This is a genomic window from Vibrio sp. B1REV9, from assembly GCF_905175395.2.
Classification (GTDB): Bacteria; Pseudomonadota; Gammaproteobacteria; order Enterobacterales; family Vibrionaceae; genus Vibrio; species Vibrio alfacsensis.
Window position 1 is genome coordinate 725649 of the sequence record NZ_HG992746.1, and the last position, 19525, is coordinate 745173.

At 44.1% G+C, this 19525-nt stretch carries 14 protein-coding genes and 2 pseudogenes; 3 read left to right on the forward strand and 13 right to left on the reverse strand.

What is annotated here, in order from left to right:
• The first annotated feature begins 431 nt into the window (after nt 1-431).
• Nucleotides 432-752, forward strand: a complete 321-nt coding sequence (locus KHN78_RS17375; protein ID WP_211917598.1) for a hypothetical protein — start codon at nt 432-434, stop codon at nt 750-752.
• Nucleotides 753-959: 207 nt separating this feature from the next.
• Here the strand turns inward: KHN78_RS17375 and KHN78_RS17380 are convergent, their stop codons facing one another.
• The 6 genes from KHN78_RS17380 to KHN78_RS17405 all read right to left on the reverse strand — a co-directional run bounded on the left by KHN78_RS17380 (nt 960) and on the right by KHN78_RS17405 (nt 8968).
• Nucleotides 960-1382, reverse strand: a complete 423-nt coding sequence (locus tag KHN78_RS17380) for a hypothetical protein (protein WP_211917600.1) — start codon at nt 1380-1382, stop codon at nt 960-962.
• A 120-nt stretch (nt 1383-1502) separates the two neighbouring features.
• A complete protein-coding gene (locus tag KHN78_RS17385) occupies nt 1503-3233 on the reverse strand; it encodes an amidohydrolase (protein ID WP_211917602.1) in 1731 nt (576 codons plus the stop codon).
• A 608-nt stretch (nt 3234-3841) separates the two neighbouring features.
• Entirely contained in the window at nt 3842-5272 is a 1431-nt protein-coding gene (locus KHN78_RS17390; protein WP_211917604.1) for a pyridoxal phosphate-dependent decarboxylase family protein, read from the reverse strand.
• A gap of 155 nt (nt 5273-5427) precedes the next feature.
• Nucleotides 5428-6690 carry a metal-dependent hydrolase family protein gene (locus tag KHN78_RS17395; RefSeq protein WP_211917606.1) on the reverse strand — a complete coding sequence of 421 codons (1263 nt, stop codon included), beginning with the start codon at nt 6688-6690 and terminating at the stop codon, nt 5428-5430.
• Nucleotides 6691-6810: 120 nt separating this feature from the next.
• Nucleotides 6811-7812, reverse strand: a complete 1002-nt coding sequence (locus KHN78_RS17400) for a DUF2955 domain-containing protein (protein ID WP_211917608.1) — start codon at nt 7810-7812, stop codon at nt 6811-6813.
• Nucleotides 7802-8968 (reverse strand): HlyD family secretion protein, encoded by a 1167-nt coding sequence (locus KHN78_RS17405; RefSeq protein ID WP_211917610.1) that lies wholly within the window; start codon nt 8966-8968, stop codon nt 7802-7804. Before KHN78_RS17405 ends, KHN78_RS17400 begins: the two co-directional genes overlap by 11 nt.
• A gap of 196 nt (nt 8969-9164) precedes the next feature.
• Here KHN78_RS17405 and katG point away from each other — a divergent pair.
• A pseudogene (gene katG / locus KHN78_RS17410) lies at nt 9165-11344 on the forward strand (catalase/peroxidase HPI).
• 127 nt (nt 11345-11471) lie between these two features.
• Here katG and KHN78_RS17415 read toward each other — a convergent pair.
• Together KHN78_RS17415 and KHN78_RS17420 are read right to left on the reverse strand one after the other, a co-directional pair.
• Entirely contained in the window at nt 11472-11927 is a 456-nt protein-coding gene (locus tag KHN78_RS17415; protein WP_211918892.1) for a GNAT family N-acetyltransferase, read from the reverse strand.
• Between the two features lie 367 nt (nt 11928-12294).
• Nucleotides 12295-12543 (reverse strand): annotated as a pseudogene (locus KHN78_RS17420) (IMP dehydrogenase); the annotation flags it as partial.
• A 374-nt stretch (nt 12544-12917) separates the two neighbouring features.
• Between KHN78_RS17420 and KHN78_RS17425 the strand changes: the two are divergent.
• Nucleotides 12918-13754, forward strand: a complete 837-nt coding sequence (locus tag KHN78_RS17425) for a hypothetical protein (RefSeq protein ID WP_211917612.1) — start codon at nt 12918-12920, stop codon at nt 13752-13754.
• A 137-nt stretch (nt 13755-13891) separates the two neighbouring features.
• On the opposite strand, the gene KHN78_RS17430 is transcribed toward KHN78_RS17425, so the two are convergent.
• Genes KHN78_RS17430 through KHN78_RS17450 form a run of 5 tightly spaced genes read right to left on the reverse strand, consistent with a single transcriptional unit; the run spans nt 13892 to nt 19525 of the window.
• Nucleotides 13892-14095, reverse strand: coding sequence for a hypothetical protein (locus KHN78_RS17430; RefSeq protein ID WP_211917614.1), 204 nt, complete (start codon nt 14093-14095; stop codon nt 13892-13894).
• 2 nt (nt 14096-14097) lie between these two features.
• Nucleotides 14098-15690 (reverse strand): hypothetical protein, encoded by a 1593-nt coding sequence (locus KHN78_RS17435; RefSeq protein ID WP_211917616.1) that lies wholly within the window; start codon nt 15688-15690, stop codon nt 14098-14100.
• Nucleotides 15687-16232 (reverse strand): hypothetical protein, encoded by a 546-nt coding sequence (locus tag KHN78_RS17440; RefSeq protein ID WP_211917618.1) that lies wholly within the window; start codon nt 16230-16232, stop codon nt 15687-15689. The genes KHN78_RS17435 and KHN78_RS17440 overlap by 4 nt, the downstream gene beginning before the upstream one ends.
• Nucleotides 16229-17122, reverse strand: a complete 894-nt coding sequence (locus KHN78_RS17445; RefSeq protein WP_211917620.1) for a hypothetical protein — start codon at nt 17120-17122, stop codon at nt 16229-16231. The genes KHN78_RS17440 and KHN78_RS17445 overlap by 4 nt, the downstream gene beginning before the upstream one ends.
• Nucleotides 17123-17125: 3 nt before the next feature.
• Nucleotides 17126-19525 carry a phage tail protein gene (locus KHN78_RS17450; RefSeq protein ID WP_211917622.1) on the reverse strand — a complete coding sequence of 800 codons (2400 nt, stop codon included), beginning with the start codon at nt 19523-19525 and terminating at the stop codon, nt 17126-17128.

Below are 19525 nucleotides of genomic sequence, written 5' to 3' on the forward strand. Positions count from 1 at the left end.
TTTAGTTCGAACTCAAATTAATTTTCTGTATTCTAGATTCAAAACAGTCAGAAATTATGTTTAACGGATGTTATTTTTGACCTCTCAAACTCCATGAACTCATGACAAAAACAAGCTAGGTTATAAATAAAAACTAAACAAAAACAGACAAATAGTTAAATATCCTCATTTCAAAACACTATTTAGCAGCATCGTTATGCGTGCCATACATACGGAAAGAGAATAATTAACACTAAAAGTGTATTACTGCGCAACGTGACTTAATAGTGTGTGAGTCCATGGGTGCTACTAGCGGTTTCCATCTCTTAATCAATCGAAGCAAGCATGCAGGTTTTTGTACTAAGGTTGTTATGCAAATGTCGCTTAATGGCAATTTTCCCTCATCAATCCCTTGTATCTTATTCCTAAGATTTGTTGAATTAGGAACGAAAATGAAAGCACGTAACGCCCTTTTGATTTTATTGACAAGCACGATTGGCTTTAACGCTTACGCGATTACAGACGCTAGCAAGATTGGCGCAAATGCAGGGGCGATGAGTTATTGTTACGACCACGTTGCGTCGGGCAAAGATAAGTCAAAATATCGCTTACTAAAATTAAAAACCTACGAAGAATATGACAATTTAGATAGCGGTGATCGAGCGAAAGCACTCATCATGAAGAAAGCAGCAGAAGACGGTGAATATTTAGGTGATAAGTTGGATAAATCTCGTTGTAACAGCCTAAGAAAAATGTTGTTTGTGAAGTACTAACTCTCTCACTGAATTTTCAAACGAACCATCAAATTTCGTATTTTTGCCGTTGATGCAAACCTTGTCACAAGTAACGATTACCGTGATAGTTTGATACTTACTGACAACAATAAGCATAATCAACAATTCTTCGATAAGATTGGACGAGTGTTTAAATTGATACAACACTCGTCCAACATTCACAAAGCATTGAGCAATATATAACGCTCAAGCGCCTACTGTTTCAGCTTGCTCTTTTTTACTTATAGATTTGTAAAGAATCGACTCTAAAATGACTACGGATATAATAGTGGCATAGAACGAAAGCACGCCATCGACCGGGCCAGAAAATTTAACCTGCTCACCAAAAATCAACACTATTGCTCCCATCGCAATAACTTTGGATCCAATGAGAATAAACCATGAAGAAAAAAATCGCTTTATCTTAGGTGCAGTAGACTGACTTAAGCAGATATTAGCTGCATACTTTTCAAAAGCGACTGAAGCTTTTAATACTATTGCCATAATCATTGCAGATATAAGCGCAAACAAAATATTGTCTACGCTAACCCAATCCCATACGTGACCATAAGCAATCAATGCCACGGTACCGATTACACTGCACACCGCCAATTCTAATAAGACTTTCATTTCGACTCCCAACTTGAAATTCTTCCCACATCACACTCTTAAATGGCATATGTGGCGCTATCATTAGAAAAGTTACGAATAGAGCACGGTGAGTGCTCTATTATAAATTGAACAAGATCGTTACACCGCTACAACGGTACGAATAGATTGTTCTTGACGATAAAGTGATACATCCCCACCAAGAACTGTGGCGCAAACTTTAATGTCCTTTACTTCTTCTTTCGGCACCTCGAGTGGGTTCGCATCTAGCACAGTAAAATCCGCCAGCTTTCCAGCCTCAATTGAACCAATCATGTGCTCTTTTTCCATGAGATAAGCGGCACCTAGCGTGACTGCATGTAATGCTTGTTCGGCGGTCAAACACTCTTCTTCGCCATAGACTTTGCCGGAGAATACACATTTTCTATTCATCGCTCCCCACATCATAAATAGTGGGTTTACTTGGGTGACGACATCGTCACAATGAATAGAAAAGGGAATACCCTTCTTTACGGATGTTTGGAATGGGTTGAGCGTCTTTACGCGAACCGGTCCAACGGTTGTTGTTGCATGGACATCACCCCAGAATGGAATATGCGTACCAAACAAATTATGAACGACACCAAGTTTAGCCATACGATCCATTTGCTCTGGCGTGACCATTTGGTTGTGTTCTAAACAGTGACGAACATTCGGCTGAGGACACTCATTTTGTAAACGCTCGATCAAGTCGAGTAACACATCAGTACAACCTTCTCCATTACAGTGGAACGAGATACTCATACCGAGTTTGTGCGCATGAATAACATCTTGGTACATTTTCTCTTCATCAAAGTGAAGGTGACCACTTTCCATCCCGTTGTAGTAGGTTTCACCCTTTTTCAAGAGTGCTGTAAAGCCTTGAATTGAGCCATCCGTATTCAAGTACTTCGTCTTAGTCACCCATAAGCGATCATTATCTTGCTCTTTAAATGCCTTGAGAGCCTCAGTATCGAACATAGGAAGAAGCGCATAACCTGCCATTCTCGCTTTAAACTCCGGCATTTCTGCAAGCATTTTGTATAGTGGGTATGGGTTTTGTGGTAAGCCCATACCACAATCTGACATCGTGGTTACGCCTAAACGACTTGCACTATCGGCATAATTAATCATTGCTGAAATCGCATCTTGAGGTGTCCCAAGATCAAATGCACCAACCGCTACAGCACGCAAAATATCCGGCATTTCATTAATCTCACCAGTCAAACGCCCATTCTTGCGAACGACAAACGCAGGATTGTCATCTAGGCTGTATCCCGCTTTTTCAAGCGCAAGAGTGTTTTGGACACAGACATGGCAGGAGGCATGCATAAATAAGATTGGGGAATCGCTGCAAAGGCTATCTAGAAAGTCCCTATCAACCACCGTATCGTCGACCATCAATAAAGGGTCAAGACCCCATAAGTTAAGCCACTCGCCTTTTTTTCCTGCTTTATTATGCTCTTCGACAAAATGTGTAATCTTAGCTGACAACTCCTCTTTGGTTAGGCATGCTGCCAGTATTTTTCCTCTTTCCCCAGTTCGTTCAATTTGCCCAGCATAGCCAAAGCGAGCGGTAAATAACGCGGCACCAAGTGGGTGCATATGTGCTTCAATAAAACCGGGAACAATTGTATTATTAGCGAATTGAGTATTTAGTTGGTACTCCATTCCATGTTGAGTAAGAAATGTTTCTGCTTGGTCTTTAGTTCCTGTAAAAATGAACTTCCCATCTTTGACCACAACGGCACTCGCTTTAGGAAACTTATTATCCATTGTGATAAACGTTCCTGTATATAGTACAGCGCCATTGTTATTTTCTAGTCCTGGGTTATGAAATGGTTTATTGTTCATAAAGAGGCTCCGATTAACGTAGGGTATGAATTATCTCTTGTTTTCACCACCCACATTGCCTCTATCCACAAAAATGTTCGAACATTAAAAAATGAAATAAAATATGGATAAATTGCAAGGGTTTAAAATAGATAAAAAAACATAAAAACAAAACCATAAAAGACCAGTAAAATAAACAAAATACAACAACTTAACAAACGACCCAACACAAACAACATTAATCAGCGTGATTAATGCCACTTATGAGAGGCATTTACCAAATAGATTATTTGAAATTAAAAATAAAACACTTAGAAATATAGATAATTAGTATATACCCTAGAAATTCACCACCTAACTCCTCCCTAGCGCATAGATTTAAATTCCATCTCTATTTTATAGCAACAATTCAGATTAAATTTAATTAAACAATAACCATGACAGGTATCATTATAGAATAAATCAGATAAATATATTAAAGATAGCATTCGACATTTAATATATTTTAAATTTGATAATTATCTGACTTAACATTCAAGAAACTCACTCTTCCATTACACTAAAAAATACAACAAAAAACCCCAACAACGTGCTGGGGCTCTTTATACTCTATTACTTGTTTAGAATAATCACATCAATGAACGCTCAATGTAGTAAGCATTAATGATTTTCTCCGCAGATCGGTCAATATCTTGTTCTGAGGTGTGGTAGTTAAGCACCGAGAACAACATGGTTTTTAGACCTTTGTAACCTGATGTTGATGGATATAAGAAGCCTTCTTGTTGTAAACGATGCACAACACGCGCCGTGAGTTCGTTACGGTATTCATCGTCGCCAATACCGAATTGAGCAGAAAAGCGATTGGACACCACATCATTAAGAATCGTAACCCCTTCTACTTGTGCTAACTTATCCGCCATGCGTTTTGCTAACGCGACGCAATTATCTAAATGCGCAACAATGCCCTCTTTACCTAATGACTTAAACGCAGCATACACAGGTAGACCTCGAGCTCGACGTGATGCAGCAATACCAAAATTGATCGCATTTCGATCGGGTTTCTCCATCGCATCATTCAAGTAGTCACCCATATTACTACCGCCCATCGCAGTGGTAATTTTTGCAGGATCTTTAACAATCACCATGCCGCAATCGTAAGGCATGTTAAACCACTTATGACCATCGGTATCGATTGAATCTGCTCGTTCAATACCTTTCAATAGATGTTTCTGACTGTCACTCGCCGCCGCCCAAAGACCAATTGCACCATCAACGTGTAGCCACGCATTTTCATGTGCAGCAACCGCATCTGCAATTTCATCAAACGGATCAAAGGCACCTGAATCAATACAGCCTGCTTGTGCACACACTAACGTAGGGCCATTACAATCAGACAGCACTCGATTAAGCTCTGACGGGATCAAACGCAAATTTTTATCAGTCGGCACTTTGTAGATACAATCCACGCCAAGTCCAATCATAGAAAGGGCGCGCTTAATGGTTGAGTGAATTTGATCACTCACCACCACATTAATACGCGGGGCGCCATACAGACCTTTTGTCGCTACATCCCAATCCGCTTTTTCAAGCAGTGAATTTCTCGCTGTGATGAGAGAGGTATAAATCGCTTCTTGTGCTCCTGAGGTAAAGCCAACCGCGGATCCTTCCGTGAGACCAAGTAGCTCAACCATCCATTCTGCCGCCGTTTCTTCTGCAACCGCCATTGCCGGGCTAGACACATAATATGGAACATTCTGGTCCCATGCGCTTACTAACCAATCTGCCGCTAGCGATGCTGGGAACGTGCCGCCAATTGCATAGCCAAAAAAGCGAGGGCCACCGGATGCAATCAAGCCTGCATCCAATGCATTCACCATATCATCAATGACTTTTTCTGGTTCACTCGCCCCACTTGGTAGCGCCCCGCCAATTAGCTCTCTTAGCTGCTGAGAGGTCGTTTCTTTATCGACTGGGCGCTCACCTAATGATTCTAGATAAGCCGTCGCGTGCTCTAGTGAGCGTTCTAGTAAAGGTCGGTAGTCTTTGAAATGATGAGACATAATGTTTCTCTCTGTTGTCGGAAGTTATCTTCAATATACCGTCTACGAGCAAAATTAATTGCCATTTCACGACAGATGAGCTTAGTGTTTTTCGGACTTTTTTAAGCATAAAAAAACGGCACTCAATGAGCGCCGTTATTAATCAAAGTAGCGGTTTATAGTGTGTTTTTATACACCACACCATCTTTCATGATGAGTTTCTGTGTTTCCGTGTTCGCGACACACTCAACGCCTGCTAGTGGGTTACCATCAACAATCAACAGGTCAGCATAAGCCCCCTCAACGATTTGTCCTAATTTACCTTCTTGGTAAGGGTGTTGATACGTTGACATTTCAAATAGACGACCACAATTCGATGTCACCATGCGCAGAGCGGTAATCGTGTCGAACGTAGTTTCAATGGCACCCAGTTCATTCAATTGTGTTGCATGAACGTTCGTTTCACCGACACAATCGGTACCAAATGCCAAATTTTGAATATCATACTTTTTGATTAACTCTGCAGACTTGAACATCGCCTTACCTACGCGTTCCGTTTTACGGTAAGTTTCTTCATTTGGTAGTGGGATCTTGCGTTCTGCAATCAAAGACGAAGTAAAGTAAGATGGGATAACCCAAATTCCTTTTTCTTTGATCGTTTTAGCAATATCGTCATCCATGATGGTCGCATGCTCGAATGACATCACCCCAGCCTCTGCGGCTCTTCGCATCGCATCTGCCGTATGAATATGCGCAGCCACATAAGTACCGTAATCACTAGCCGCTTCAACTGCCGCTTTCATCTCATCCAATGTGTATTGCAATGTATCAAGTGGGTCAAAGGTTGAAGATGCACCGCCACCTGCCATGATCTTGATCTGAGAAGCCCCCATAAAGAGTTGCTCACGAACCGCTTTCAATACTTCAGCACGACCATCGGCCACTTTCATCGCACCCAATTTCATCATCGGTGAGTCTTCATGTCCGTTTGCTAAACGTTCTTGAGCTTGGTTTTGACGGTAATCTGAGTGGCCGCTGGTTTGCGAAATTGCCGCCATTGATGGAAGAATACGAGGCCCTTTTGCATAGCCATTATCGATACTTTTCTTCAAACCAAGCGTATTACCCGCAACGTCACGAACGGTCGTAAAACCACGCATCAGCATCTCTTCAGAAATTTTTGCTGAGCGAATCGCGACCTCTTCACGAGTCATGGTATCAACCACATTAAATGGCGCAGATAACGTGATGTGTACGTGCGCATCAATCAATCCTGGCATAACCGTACCGCCGTTAGCATCAATGATTTCGTCCGCGATGGCTTGGTCAATGTCACCAATTTGAGTAATCAGATTGTCTTCAATGAGAACCGATACGTTCTCAATCAATTTGTCGTCAGTGCCATTAAAAACATTTGCGTTGATGATGAGTTTTTTCATTTCGCTTTCCTCGGTAAGGTTGTTTCGCTTAACTGATGGAGCCAGTTTAGCCAGAGCCTTGCTAATTTAATTGCCATTTTGCGACACTGTGACCATCTGGGCTAAAAACTCACTTTTGTTTTATCTGGCATGCTTTTGTTGACGACTTTCCAGGAAATACGCCATGAACACCATATAAGCAACAACCAAAATAAGCTGAAAGATTCGTGCAAAGAATTTGTCGTCTAACCCTCCCGTTGTCATCGAAGTCCCCATCAACACAGTAAAACCCGTGAATGCCGTGGCAAAAATTGGCGCTTTTTCTGGATATACATAAATGAACGTTCCGAAGAGTGAGATGACCAGTAACATCACTAGCATGTAGAAATACATATTAGGAACCAGTGACATAATAAAGAAAACGATAAACGCCACTAAGCCGCCGATTAGGTTGCTGATAACAAAAAACATCGTGGTTTTCTTGGCTTTTTCACCCGTTGTCATAAAGGCAAGTAAGGCAACAAATGCAACCGTCAATAAAACATGAGACAGTTGGAAGAAGAAAAATAAACAAAGGAGCGGAAAAGAAATCACTAACGCTCTCAGTGAAGCTTGCCACCTAACGTCATCAGGTAGCGGTGAGGGTGGAAAACCCTGAAAATCTGAACGCTCTTCAGGGAAGTACACATGAGACAATGCATACAAGGCGACCGCTAATGTGCCCGAGAAAGCAAATCCACCAGCCACATCCAATGCCGCTTGCTTATCAATGATGGTCAATGCAGGAATCAACACCAACTCAATGATTAAAAACGTTGCAAACATGGTCCACTTAGGGTCTGTAAATAGGTAGTAACCCCACATCAAGCCAGCAGACAGCACCAACAAAAACGGTACTTTGTAATTTGGTAATCCAGTAGACACTAACAGACCAATCACCGCGGTCGATAACAAAGCAAACAAAAGCTGCTTCACATGCATCATGTGAAAACTTGGTTTATCAACAATAAACTTTGCAGTAAACAAGGGGGCACAAAATGCGAGAGGCCAATTAAACCAAACCGCCAAAAACGTCGCGAATCCCACCGCTATAATATACCGCAAAACTCGCTTTTCTTGAGTGGGCGTCATTTTATCGAACATAAGAGAACCAACTTACCAAGTGAATCCAAACGTTACCTAGCCAATTGAAAACCTTATTCCCTCCTGTATAAACAATCACATCCGCTTGACCACCAATTCTCATCATGTTCAAGGCGTTAGGATCCGTTATTTGGACAATCACCGGCATACGTTGAGTGTCTCGCAGCCAACCATTTTGATTTTGAACACTGGCTAACGCTCCTGGTTGGTGATTAACACCCCATGCAACACCAAGATCAACCGAACTCACAACCCCGTCAAAGGTTTCGCCTGGTGCAAAATCCAATGCAACGTCTACTTTGTCACCCGCTTTAATACGCCCCATACTGTTTTCTCGGAAGAACGCTTCTATCCACAAACTGTCTTTTTCAACAAATGTCATTAACGGTCTTCCCGCTGCCGCATACGCACCGGCTGATAAATTGAAGTTGGTTATCGCACCATCGGATGGCGCACGAATCACGGTTCTCTCCAAATCCAACTGTGCTTTCTGTAACGTTAATAGCGCGGCTTGAATCTGCGCGTTTTCTTCCCCTGTTGCGCCTACTTGAGTTTTTGCTTTCTCAAGGTTTGCTCTTGCGTTAAGCACATCAGCGTCCGCTTTCTCTATTGCAGCGCGAGTTTGATCGGCATCTGATTTTGACACCACACCTTTTTCGGCCATAACCAAAACGCGCTGCCCTTGGCGCTTAGCATTTTCCTGCGATACAAGTGCCGTCGTTAACTGCGCTTGAGCAGACAAAACATTTGCCATCTGTCCCCCAACCTGCTGACCAGCGAGCTCGAGCTGCATTTCTGCTTGTTTGACGGCAATTTCATAATCTTCGGAAGCAATCTTAACTAACACGTCGCCTTTCTGAACTTGGCTATTTGGTTGTACATGGATGCTCGCGACTTGGCCTGAGACTTGAGGAATTAAAGAAACAATATTACCCTCAACACGTACATTATCCGTTGAGGGAACTACGCGATCTGCGGCAATGTAAATGACAATAGAAGCCAAAACTAAAAGAAATATCGTATTAGTAAATAGCCTGACTTTGTTCACTCTGGGTTGAGGTTGTTCACTATTCGTCGATTTCTTTTTATCCGATTCATTATTTGTCGAACTTTTGCTTATCGAAACATTGTTGGTTTCACTATTTTGTTGCGCCATCGTCCACCCCATTTCATTGTCGGCTACCTTGCTTTACCTATGCTTCCGCACATCAGATAGCGTTGTTTAGGATGGAAAATACCTCGCGGTTACACTGCATAATTGCCATTTAGCGACAATCAAAAATAAACTTGAGAGAAAAAATTGCTACCCGTTACTACACTTTGAGGACACTCACTCAGCTAGGAAGCAAAACATGAGCGATAAGAGCACTCACTCCAAGTGTCCGGTAATGCATGGCGCGAATACCAACCATCAATCTGCGGAGTTCAATTGGTGGCCTAAAACTCTCAACCTTGACATCCTTCATCAGCATGACAAAAAGACCGATCCAATGGATCCTGACTTCAATTATGCAGAAGCTTTTAGCTCTCTCGACCTTAACGAGGTAAAAAAAGATCTGATCGCTCTAATGACCGATAGCCAAGATTGGTGGCCAGCAGATTGGGGACACTATGGCGGCTTAATGATTCGCATGGCATGGCATTCCGCAGGGACCTATCGCATTGCCGATGGCCGAGGTGGGGCCAGTCGCGCGAATCAACGCTTTGCACCAATCAATAGTTGGCCCGACAATGGCAACCTTGATAAAGCACGTCGCCTACTCTGGCCAATCAAAAAGAAATACGGTAACAAAATCTCATGGGCAGATTTGATCATCCTTGCTGGCAATATGGCCTATGAATCGATGGGCTTTAAAACCTTTGGTTTCGCAGGCGGACGAGAAGACATTTGGCATCCAGAAAAAGACATTTATTGGGGAGCCGAAAAAGAGTGGCTTCAACCAAGCGGCGGAGAGAATAATCGCTATTCTGGCGAGCGCGATCTAGAAAACCCGCTTGCAGCCGTAATGATGGGCTTGATTTACGTGAATCCTGAGGGGGTAGACGGCAAACCCGATCCCATTAAAACAGCGCATGATATGCGAATCACCTTTGCACGCATGGCAATGAATGACGAAGAGACCGTCGCCCTAACCGCTGGCGGGCACACCGTCGGCAAAGCGCATGGTAACGGGGATGCATCTGTACTTGGCCCTGAACCCGAGGGAGCAGAAATCGAAGACCAAGGTTTTGGCTGGCTAAACAAAACGTCACGTGGTATCGGCCGCGATACGGTTACGAGTGGCGTAGAGGGAGCATGGACAACCAACCCAACAAAATGGGACAACGGTTACTTTCATTTGCTCTTTACTTACGATTGGTGGGTGACAAAAAGCCCAGCTGGCGCTGCACAATGGGAGCCGGTAAACATCAAAGAAGAAGACATGCCTGTTGATGTAGAAGACCCAACTATTCGCCGCAACCCTATGATGACTGATCCGGATATGGCCCTTAAGTTCGATCCTGAGTATCGAAAAATTGCAGAACGTTTTCGCGACGACCCTAAGTACTTCGAAGACACTTTCGCTCGCGCATGGTTTAAGCTCACTCATCGCGATTTAGGTCCGAAATCTCGTTATTTAGGCCATGATGTCCCAACAGAAGATCTCATATGGCAAGACCCGGTTCCGCCCGCTTCTTATCATCTGACCGAAGAGAACATCGACGCACTTAAACTCGATATTCTTAATAGTAACCTCTCGATAAGCGATCTTGTATCAACAGCATGGGACAGTGCTCGCACGTATCGAGGGTCTGATCGTCGCGGCGGTGCAAATGGCGCTCGTATCCGTCTGGCACCTCAAAAAGACTGGATAGGTAACGAGCCAGAAAGGCTAAGTAGCGTTTTAGCAACACTCGAGACTATCCGTTCTGCTCATCACTCTCCGATTAGCATGGCAGATTTAATCGTATTAGCGGGTAGCGTTGGTATCGAGAAAGCTGCGTCTAACGCTGGCTTAAACATTACCGTACCATTAGCCAAGGACGCGGTGATGCCAGTGACGAAATGACAGATGCAGATTCATTTGATGTACTCGAACCTATTCATGATGGTTTCCGTAATTGGCTAAAATCAGATTACGTCGTCAGCGCTGAAGAACTCTTGCTAGAGCGAAGCCAATTAATGCAACTGACTGCCGTCGAAATGACGGTACTGATTGGTGGTATGCGTGTGATGGGAACAAACTATGGTAACACTTCACACGGCGTGTTAACGGACAATGTGGGTGCGTTAACGAACGATTTTTTCGTTAACCTCACTGACATGAATTACTCATGGCACCCAACGGGCGACAATGAATACGACATCCGTGACCGACAATCTGGACAAACAAAATGGACCGCTACACGGGTAGATTTGGTATTAGGTTCCAACTCCATACTGCGCTCATACGCTGAAGTTTACGCTCAAGATGACAACAAAGAAAAGTTTGTAAAAGACTTTGTAGCCGCTTGGGTAAAAGTGATGAATGCAGATCGTTTTGACTTATAGACCGTTACTTTTATTTAACTCAACGTAAGTTGATCGATAAAAAGCCCCCTCTCGAGATAAACGATTGGGGGCTATTAATTCCATTAGACAAAAGTCACTTTATTACGCCACTTCTGGCTCCGGAGTCTCAGCCGACGTTTCTTGCCACCATATACACTTCATCCGCGGAATAGAGATTTGAAATCGTCGCTTCAATCTCCGCTCCTAACGTCTTTTTATACAAATCTTGGGCAAAGTTATCTGCTCTCGTGGTGACAACGACATGCTTTAACGCAGCATTTTTCTTGGCAAGTTCATCTTTCACCATAGGCAACGTTTCTGTAATCAATTTGCGTGCAATACCCTGCCCTTGGTGGTCTGGATGCACCGCAAGTTGCTCTAGCTCCAATACAACTTCAGGGCGAAAACCGCTTCTTTGCGTCCAAATAATGTATCCAACCACTTGATTATCGCGCTGCGCAATATAAATGATATTGCGAGGAAAAGCCTTAAATATGCACTCTAGCCACTCACGAGAATGCCCTTGACGGACAAAAGCGAATTTATGCACTAACGCTGCCTGTTCTAGGTCATCTTGCGTCATTAAACGAACGTCCAAGTTTATCTCCTACTTAAAACAATAAACCTAGCGCGGATTGGACTGCTATTTCTAACTTAAATCAATGTGTTATTCGAAATATTGAGAAGCCCGTAAGTTATCTTTCTACAAAAAGAAAATAAACAAGAATATCAACGTAACGCAGCGCTCATAAACCAGATAATCCCCTCTATTTACCCATAGAATTGGTAAATATGGAGACCACGACACATACTTATCTAAATATAATTTGTTTAAACATTTAGCAAAATTTAAGCAAAAAAAGAGCCGCTAATAGCGGCTCACAATTGTTCGGATTTTGTTGAAACAACCATTTTATGGTTGTATCGACATTTTCCGAAAAGTAATCGACTTACTCTTTACCGAATACGTTGTTCTCTTGCTCTTGTACGCGGATAAACGTTGTGCGCTTTGTTAGCTCTTTAAGCTTTGCCGCACCTACGTAGGTACACGTTGAACGTACGCCACCAAGGATGTCTTGGATAGTACCGTGAACGCTGCCACGGTATGGCAATAGTACGGTTTTACCTTCAGCTGCACGGTAGCCAGCAACACCACCAGAGTGCTTGTCCATCGCGCTCTTAGAAGACATGCCGTAGAACTAAAAGCAAAAACACAAAAGACGATTAATATCAATGACTTAATAAAGAGACACTGTACATAAAAACAGCACAAAACATGCTATTAGAGTGATAGTAAACGGTCTTAACCGACGGATGCCGCCATTTTTGCCGCCACTTTTTTATCCCAATCAAAAGTTAATTCAGAGCAATAGTATCTCTTCACGATCACAACCATAATTTTTATAGTTGGTATACCTAGCTTGCAGTGAGCATTCTTTTTTCATTAGTCTACAAAAGTGACATCGGCAACAAATTGAAAATAAAGAGAGTTTTTACGAATCTTCACGATATCCGCAAACCAGAATGCTCAATATAATGCGCCTAAAGTCCATACAATATATAGGGTATAACATTGAAAAAAATAGCTCTAATCGCTGCAATATCAGCAGCATTGATGGTATCAGGTTGCGCTAGACAAATGGCTGACAATCCCGACTACTACAAAAACGTACAAAAACTCAATCTACAAAAAGATAGCCTTGCTTTCGGTGAACTCTTCTACGTCTATTCAGTGGAAGATAAAACCGTACCAATGAACGTATACACGATTGCTACCGATGAGGGAGATGGACGAGTAAAGATCGCCATGAAAATGGCTCGTCAAGACTCAGATCTTATTGTTGCAAGTAGCAACTACCTCTATGAGGTCACTGGTAATGAACTAACGCTCATTGAGCACATTCCTGAACAGACAGGACTTATCGGAAGTTGGTGGATACCAACGCTCGACACAAGCGCATTAAATGTACTTAAAGCAAGCAAACCTGAACCTAAAATATGGATTGAAAAATCGCCGGGTAACTTTTCACACGAAGCTGAAAACTTCATAGCAACGTTAACACCACCGATGCAAGTACCAGAGCATTTAGCCCAATTCGCAAATGAGCCTCATATGAGTCTAACTGTCAGTGCAAACTGTCAAAAGCTAGGTATCGGCCTAACACCAGAATTCACAGAGGTACTTATTGACGGTAATCTTTCATTACCAGCGACAGTTTCCTGTAGCCAAATTCACTACAGCCCAGTATACCATTTCGACGATGTGACATTGGCCGCGATAAAAGCAGGCAGTGTTCAAGGAATGAAAAACATTAAAATCAGAACGCCTGCAGGCACAGCCATCCTACCTTTATCGGGGTTTTACTACGCATATAGCATGGCGCAAAGAAGTGTTAGCGAATATCAATAGGGGATTTTTTACTCTCCTTAAATAACTTGGTGACTATAACAAATCAAATTCATCTTACTCACTTAAATGGCTTAGTATTTACGTGCTAAGCCATTTCTATATCAATGTTATATATTGTCCATTGTAAGACTATCTGATTAAGACACTTTGTACTTCCCTGCAGAACTCCCCGACGTAACTTCAACCTCAGCTTTATCATTAATGGTTTTGATTATTCCCTCACTGATAGCTGCCCATAAAACCTCACCCAATGCGGCGTTGTTACGAGGGTTTAGTCCCGCTTTTTCCATCGCATCCATGATGTTGTTTGCCATTTCGCTTTCACAACCTTTTAAGGCCATCGTTAATCTCCTGCAAATACGGTTGGAGAGCCTTGATTGTGTGGCGTCCCTGTAATCAGACAAAAATCACAAGCTCTCAGTACTTTCTTGTCGCCACCGCCGCCATTCATACTGATTGTGTCAGCGGTGTAGCGCATGTTCTTGGCCGTTGCCTCAATGTCTTTTTCTACCATAGTGACTTTGTTACCAAGTACTTTCAACTTGTCGTCTAGACCGATCACCACATCTCTTAACTTGCCAACAATTTGGACCCATTCGCCACCACTGCTTAAGTGCATGTTCTCTAAAGCGCCAAGCGTGATACTGTCACCTGAGAGCAATTCGATATTACCTAATGCTTCGATGAGCTTTTGACCACCAATCTTTTCAATACTGTGTTGATTGATATTGAGTTCATGAGTGCCAAATTCTGCTAAGTACTTTTCTACCTGGTGTAGTTCTTGGTATGCCTCAACTTTTCTCACTTGATCTGTCGCCTGCGTATGATTTCCTGCTGCATCTGTTCGTACGAAGACTTCATGACGCTGCTGAGTAAGCTGTTCGCCAGGCTCAACCGTTGGCAATGACCATCCATCCCCTAAAATCGTTCGGATAAATGGCCGATCACTCCTGCCATAAGCAAAGGCAATTTCGACAATGGTTCCCTCTATTGGAAGTGCAAACTGTCCCTGCTCTGCTCCCCCGATGACGGTTGGCAGCGGCACAGCTTTGTAGAGTGGCACTTCCCTGTCTGCTCGCCCGTTCTCATCAAGCAACTGCACATCGACGGCATAGCGTGGGCGAAATGGGTTGTGCTCATGACCAGATTGGCTCAAATCGGTAACCGCCTCTACTCTCGCAAGTCTTGGTAAATGGTGACCGGCAGCCAACTCGGGGAATAGAAACTGCATTTTGCGTTTTTCTGCATTGGTTTCACCTTTCCAATACAAAGTACTGTCCGTGTTTTCAAAATGAACTTCCGTAATGCGATTACCGTTAATGATCGCACCAGGACGTACTGATGGCATGACGCTAACCGTCATACTCTGACCGCCCATGTGCCCGACGGTAAGGTTATCCGGCAAGTCAACGGCTCTTGTTGCCCATCGACTGTCCGCGTAGCTCCCAACAAAAATGCTGCCGTCAGTTTGTTGATACCAACAAAAGTCATTGATGTTAAAAGCTCGCCCCAAGTTATTGAGTAGTTGATACCCTGTACCCTGACTCGTAAAGTTTGCAATCCGTGTCGTCATGTATTCGGCACTGTCTGGGAAAACAAAGTTTAAGCCGGTATCAAAACTCAGTTGCTCGAGCACTTCTGATGCGGTTGGATGCTGAATACTGACGGGGTAACGCGCCGCGAGTAATCCCGACCGCTCTCGTGCGATGACCTTGGTATAACCATTTTGAGCAGGCTGCGCTCGGGTAACAAAGCCATCAAAGTAAACCTTGTAATCCGATTGATAACCGATATCGAACGTAATGAGCGAGTGCTTTGATACGCTCCCCTCAATCACGAAGGTCGCACGACCACCGGCACTCAGCTCTAATATCACCTGTTCTTTGGCGAGTTTTCTTTCTTTACCGTTAACTCGAATACGCTTATTTAACTTCATGCTAGTTGTGACTCTTTTGCGTTTAACTGCTCTTGCCAAGTCGTGCCCTTGGGCTGCTCACTGTTAGTCACGGCGGCATGCGGTTTCGGTATTGCTGCTAATGTATTTTCCGTGCTCTGAATTTTCCCTTTGGGTGCGGCCGTTTGCTCTTTTTGCTGTTTGGCTTCGGTCACCGACAAATGTTCACGTAAGCGAAAGGAGACTTTCCAAGCCATCAAGTTTTCTTGCTCATCTGCCGCAAGCTGTCCGACAAAGCGAACCTGTCGAACCGTGAGGGTTTTCGCGGTTTCATTACCAATGCGATAAATCTTTCGCTTGCCGCTTTCCGTTGCACGGCTTAGTGCCATCAACTGCTTCAATACCGACGCTTTTTTAAATGGGATCAAACCCGATACCGCCAGTACGATGCCTTTATCACCTTGTTCACTGCCATCGGTCCCACTGGCTTGCCCTGTCATGTCTTCCTCTCGGATTTCCACCGAGGGACTAATGCGGGTCGCGTTCATTTCAATGATCGCCCCATCTAAAGCAAGTTGGGTCATACGAATAACTCCGATAGGAACGTTAACGGCTTATTGCTGATAAACAGACAAGCAAAGGTGTATCCATGACCTTGCTTTGGAGGTTGAGATTTCTGCAGTTTGGCAGCGATGACGTCTGCGCGACCACTCGCTTCAAACTTGTGCAGATTAATGCCACTTTGCTTTAACGCATTAATGTTTTGCGACCATGTATCAAGCATGGCGCTGCGCTTAACGGCCAATGATGCCAATTTATCAACGGGGGTTTGTCTGTCTCCGGCTAAGGATTCAAGCTGCGCTATCTGGGCGCCCTGCCATCGCTCAACCAAACGGACTGGCTCAGGATTGATGTGTGCTGATGGTTTAAAGCGAGGCTGCACAATCGTGTCCGGTTTGGTCATCTTGTCAGCCTGTAAGCTTTGTTCTTTATTCACGCGCCGACTGACCAAGCCAAGTTCTGGTACGTTGACCACTTGATACAGGTTATTCGTCGCTTGAGCAAAACTGCCTAAGGTGTTTTCTGCAATCATCCAACATAAAACATGCAAGTCGCCTTTTGGGTGATATTTATCAGCGGCGTCTTTGAGCTTTGTCTGAAGCACGATTGTCGCTTCATCTGGACTTAGATAATGACCATGCTCACTTTGACTACCGACACCATGCTGATACGGATGCACGCAAAGCACTTGCCCAAACATCAATAAATCATCAAGTTGTCTGCGCAAATCAAGCAATGCTTCAGCATCATTGCTTAGGCCATGGCGCGAGAACGCCACCCGACCTTTAAGCGCCTGCATTCGCCCAATTGATTGACTGATTTGATTTGATACCTGAGAGAGCACAGATTCTGCAGAGCGTTGCATTTGCTCTGCTGAGTTCGGCCAGGTAAAAGATGCGAATTGCCACGTCATATTCTAAGCACCATATTTTCGACCGATAATTCGATGAACCCACACGTTTTCCCAACCTTTAGTTAAGGTGCGATTATCTGAACCGACATAAGCGTTGTAATAGTATGTATCGTTCGCAACCAAAGCGACGGCGTAGCCTTTGCTTTTGGCGAAATCAATCGTGGTTTTCCATACATTGGTGCTCAAAATAATGCGTTTTTGAGCATCAACTGCGAGACAGATAATTTCATCAAATTCCGTGTAGGGACGGGACAACTTGATTGGATTTATTGGATCATGACCATTGCTACTATCAAACAAAATGGTTTCTTTCGGCGCCCCCCACTTACTGTTTGCCGTATTGAGCGCTAATGTGGCTCTATCGTAGGCAGATTTTACTGCCGATGGTGTGGCAGCTAGTGTGGTACTGGTTGACGACACCGAAGTACTTAACTGCACAATACCCTTTGCCGACGTTGAACCATTAACGACGCTCCACTTACCACTTGCCAGGCTATAAGCCGCATCCGCTCGGGACTTTGCCGTTGCTGCGTTATTGATGCCAAGTGTCCCTCTGTCATAAGCAATCTTAGCGGCAGACGCGGTGGCGGCTAACGTTGTACTGGTTGATGAAACCGAAGTACTGAGCTGCACAATACCTTTAACGGTTGTCGAGGCATTCACCGCAGACCACTTCGCACTCGCTAAGATATAAGCATCATTCGCCCTTGCATGTGCATTGGCAGCATTCGTCACACCTAGTGAGCCTCTGTCATACGCGGCTTTCACACCTGCAGCGGTTGCGTAAGTTGTCGCAGAGGTTGAGTTCGTAGCCGAGGTTGCAGGCCAGTTATTCACATAACTTAGGCCAATATGGTTTTTGTTCACGCCATGAGGGTTGTTCTTATCCGCTTTGTGGTTTGAGATAAGCGTGTTCATGGCCGCCGCTGCGTCTTCTTGATCAAGCAGCGCTTCACCTAGCTCATAAATTGTGTCTAGCGCAGAAGATGGCGCTCCACCCAATAATTTTGATATCTCTTGATTGGTATAGGCTTGTGCTTGCGCATACGTACAGGCGCCAACCTCTTGCGCCGTATGAGTATGCGTGGTTCGCGAAAACGCAGAAGAATCCAAGCCATCAAATAAATTGGTATCAGCGGCTTTTTCTGCTTTTTTCAGATAACGACCATCGGCAAAAGCTTGCGTGATTTTGCTTGCGGCTAAGTCATATGCCGCTTTTAAGGCGCTCTCACTCGCAGCGTAATCCGTTCGCGTTCCAGATAGGCTGCTCGAAATACGCGATTTAAGTTGCTCCATGCCACGTAAGGCCGTAAGGAGTCGACTATTGCTCGTTCCCGCAATGGCTTCTGCGTTACTTGCCACTTCATCGTTATGCCAATATTGAGGATGAGGATTTCCCTCGCTCTTATGGCTATCAAGCAGGCGCTTTACATCCCCCACCGCTTTACCTGAGGCAACGCTGCTGCTCGAGGTCGAATTGATGTCGTGTGTGATGGCACGCTTATCAACTTTCAAATTGAGAAGCTGGTCTAGTTCATGCTTTTGGTAGTACTGAGCAAACCCCTCAAGATAACGATGATCAACTGGATTACCCCAATCATCGGTTTCCGCAATTTTAGTCAGATAATGCTGATAACCATCTTCACTGACATAGTCGGAAAGCTCAGTGTCCGACACAACAATCTCAAACACCGTTTGGTTTTGACTAATGAGTTGACCTTGCCAACTCGCATCCAGATAAATAAATCGGTTAGGCAACACACCTGAAATTGAAGTGTCGGTGTCGAGATGACAACGCAATCCACCTACATACGCTCGACCATTGGTGGCGGTGTAAGTCTCGCCGTTCTTGGCAATTTTAAATCCATCACCTAAGAACGCCCCATGACCGAACACATCGAGGTTCACCAAACGCTCGTTCTCTTCAATACCGTACAATCGTGCGGTGAAATCAATCTGCCACGTGGACGCATCAACGTTGATACCGGTTGATGACTTGGCATTTTGATAGCTCATCAAAATAGAGCGTGTTACCGAGTTACCATTTTGTACGCCAGGAATAGACTTATATTTATGAATAGCCGGTACATGGGTGATCGCCGCAATAATGCCATTGGCCTTGTTACGTAGGCCGACCCAGTTGAATTCAAAGTCACCGACACGCGTATCCATAATAAGTGAATACGCCACTGCGTTAGGGTTGACGTAACCATCTTGTGTCACTGGGGCAACATAGACGATTTGCTCTGCAGGTGGCAGCCCCTCATTTGGGTCAATTGGAGCCGTTGGATCTTGCCCTGGAACAAAGGCTAAAACGAACTCATCCAACGCAACAGGTTGTTGTAAGTATTCTTGTTCGGCTTTGTAAGCTTCAAAGGCGGTAGTGATAATACTCTGTGACAT

Excerpts from the sequence above, each read along its gene's own strand:
- KHN78_RS17375 (WP_211917598.1), top strand. The coding sequence starts at position 432 with ATGAAAGCACGTAACGCCCTTTTGATTTTATTGACAAGCACGATTGGC.
- KHN78_RS17380 (WP_211917600.1), bottom strand. The coding sequence starts at position 1,382 with ATGAAAGTCTTATTAGAATTGGCGGTGTGCAGTGTAATCGGTACCGTG.
- KHN78_RS17385 (WP_211917602.1), bottom strand. The coding sequence starts at position 3,233 with ATGAACAATAAACCATTTCATAACCCAGGACTAGAAAATAACAATGGC.
- KHN78_RS17390 (WP_211917604.1), bottom strand. The coding sequence starts at position 5,272 with ATGTCTCATCATTTCAAAGACTACCGACCTTTACTAGAACGCTCACTA.
- KHN78_RS17395 (WP_211917606.1), bottom strand. The coding sequence starts at position 6,690 with ATGAAAAAACTCATCATCAACGCAAATGTTTTTAATGGCACTGACGAC.
- KHN78_RS17400 (WP_211917608.1), bottom strand. The coding sequence starts at position 7,812 with ATGTTCGATAAAATGACGCCCACTCAAGAAAAGCGAGTTTTGCGGTAT.
- KHN78_RS17405 (WP_211917610.1), bottom strand. The coding sequence starts at position 8,968 with ATGGCGCAACAAAATAGTGAAACCAACAATGTTTCGATAAGCAAAAGT.
- KHN78_RS17415 (WP_211918892.1), bottom strand. The coding sequence starts at position 11,927 with ATGACGCAAGATGACCTAGAACAGGCAGCGTTAGTGCATAAATTCGCT.
- KHN78_RS17430 (WP_211917614.1), bottom strand. The coding sequence starts at position 14,095 with ATGGCCTTAAAAGGTTGTGAAAGCGAAATGGCAAACAACATCATGGAT.
- KHN78_RS17435 (WP_211917616.1), bottom strand. The coding sequence starts at position 15,690 with ATGAAGTTAAATAAGCGTATTCGAGTTAACGGTAAAGAAAGAAAACTC.
- KHN78_RS17440 (WP_211917618.1), bottom strand. The coding sequence starts at position 16,232 with ATGACCCAACTTGCTTTAGATGGGGCGATCATTGAAATGAACGCGACC.
- KHN78_RS17445 (WP_211917620.1), bottom strand. The coding sequence starts at position 17,122 with ATGACGTGGCAATTCGCATCTTTTACCTGGCCGAACTCAGCAGAGCAA.
- KHN78_RS17450 (WP_211917622.1), bottom strand. The coding sequence starts at position 19,525 with ATGTCACAGAGTATTATCACTACCGCCTTTGAAGCTTACAAAGCCGAA.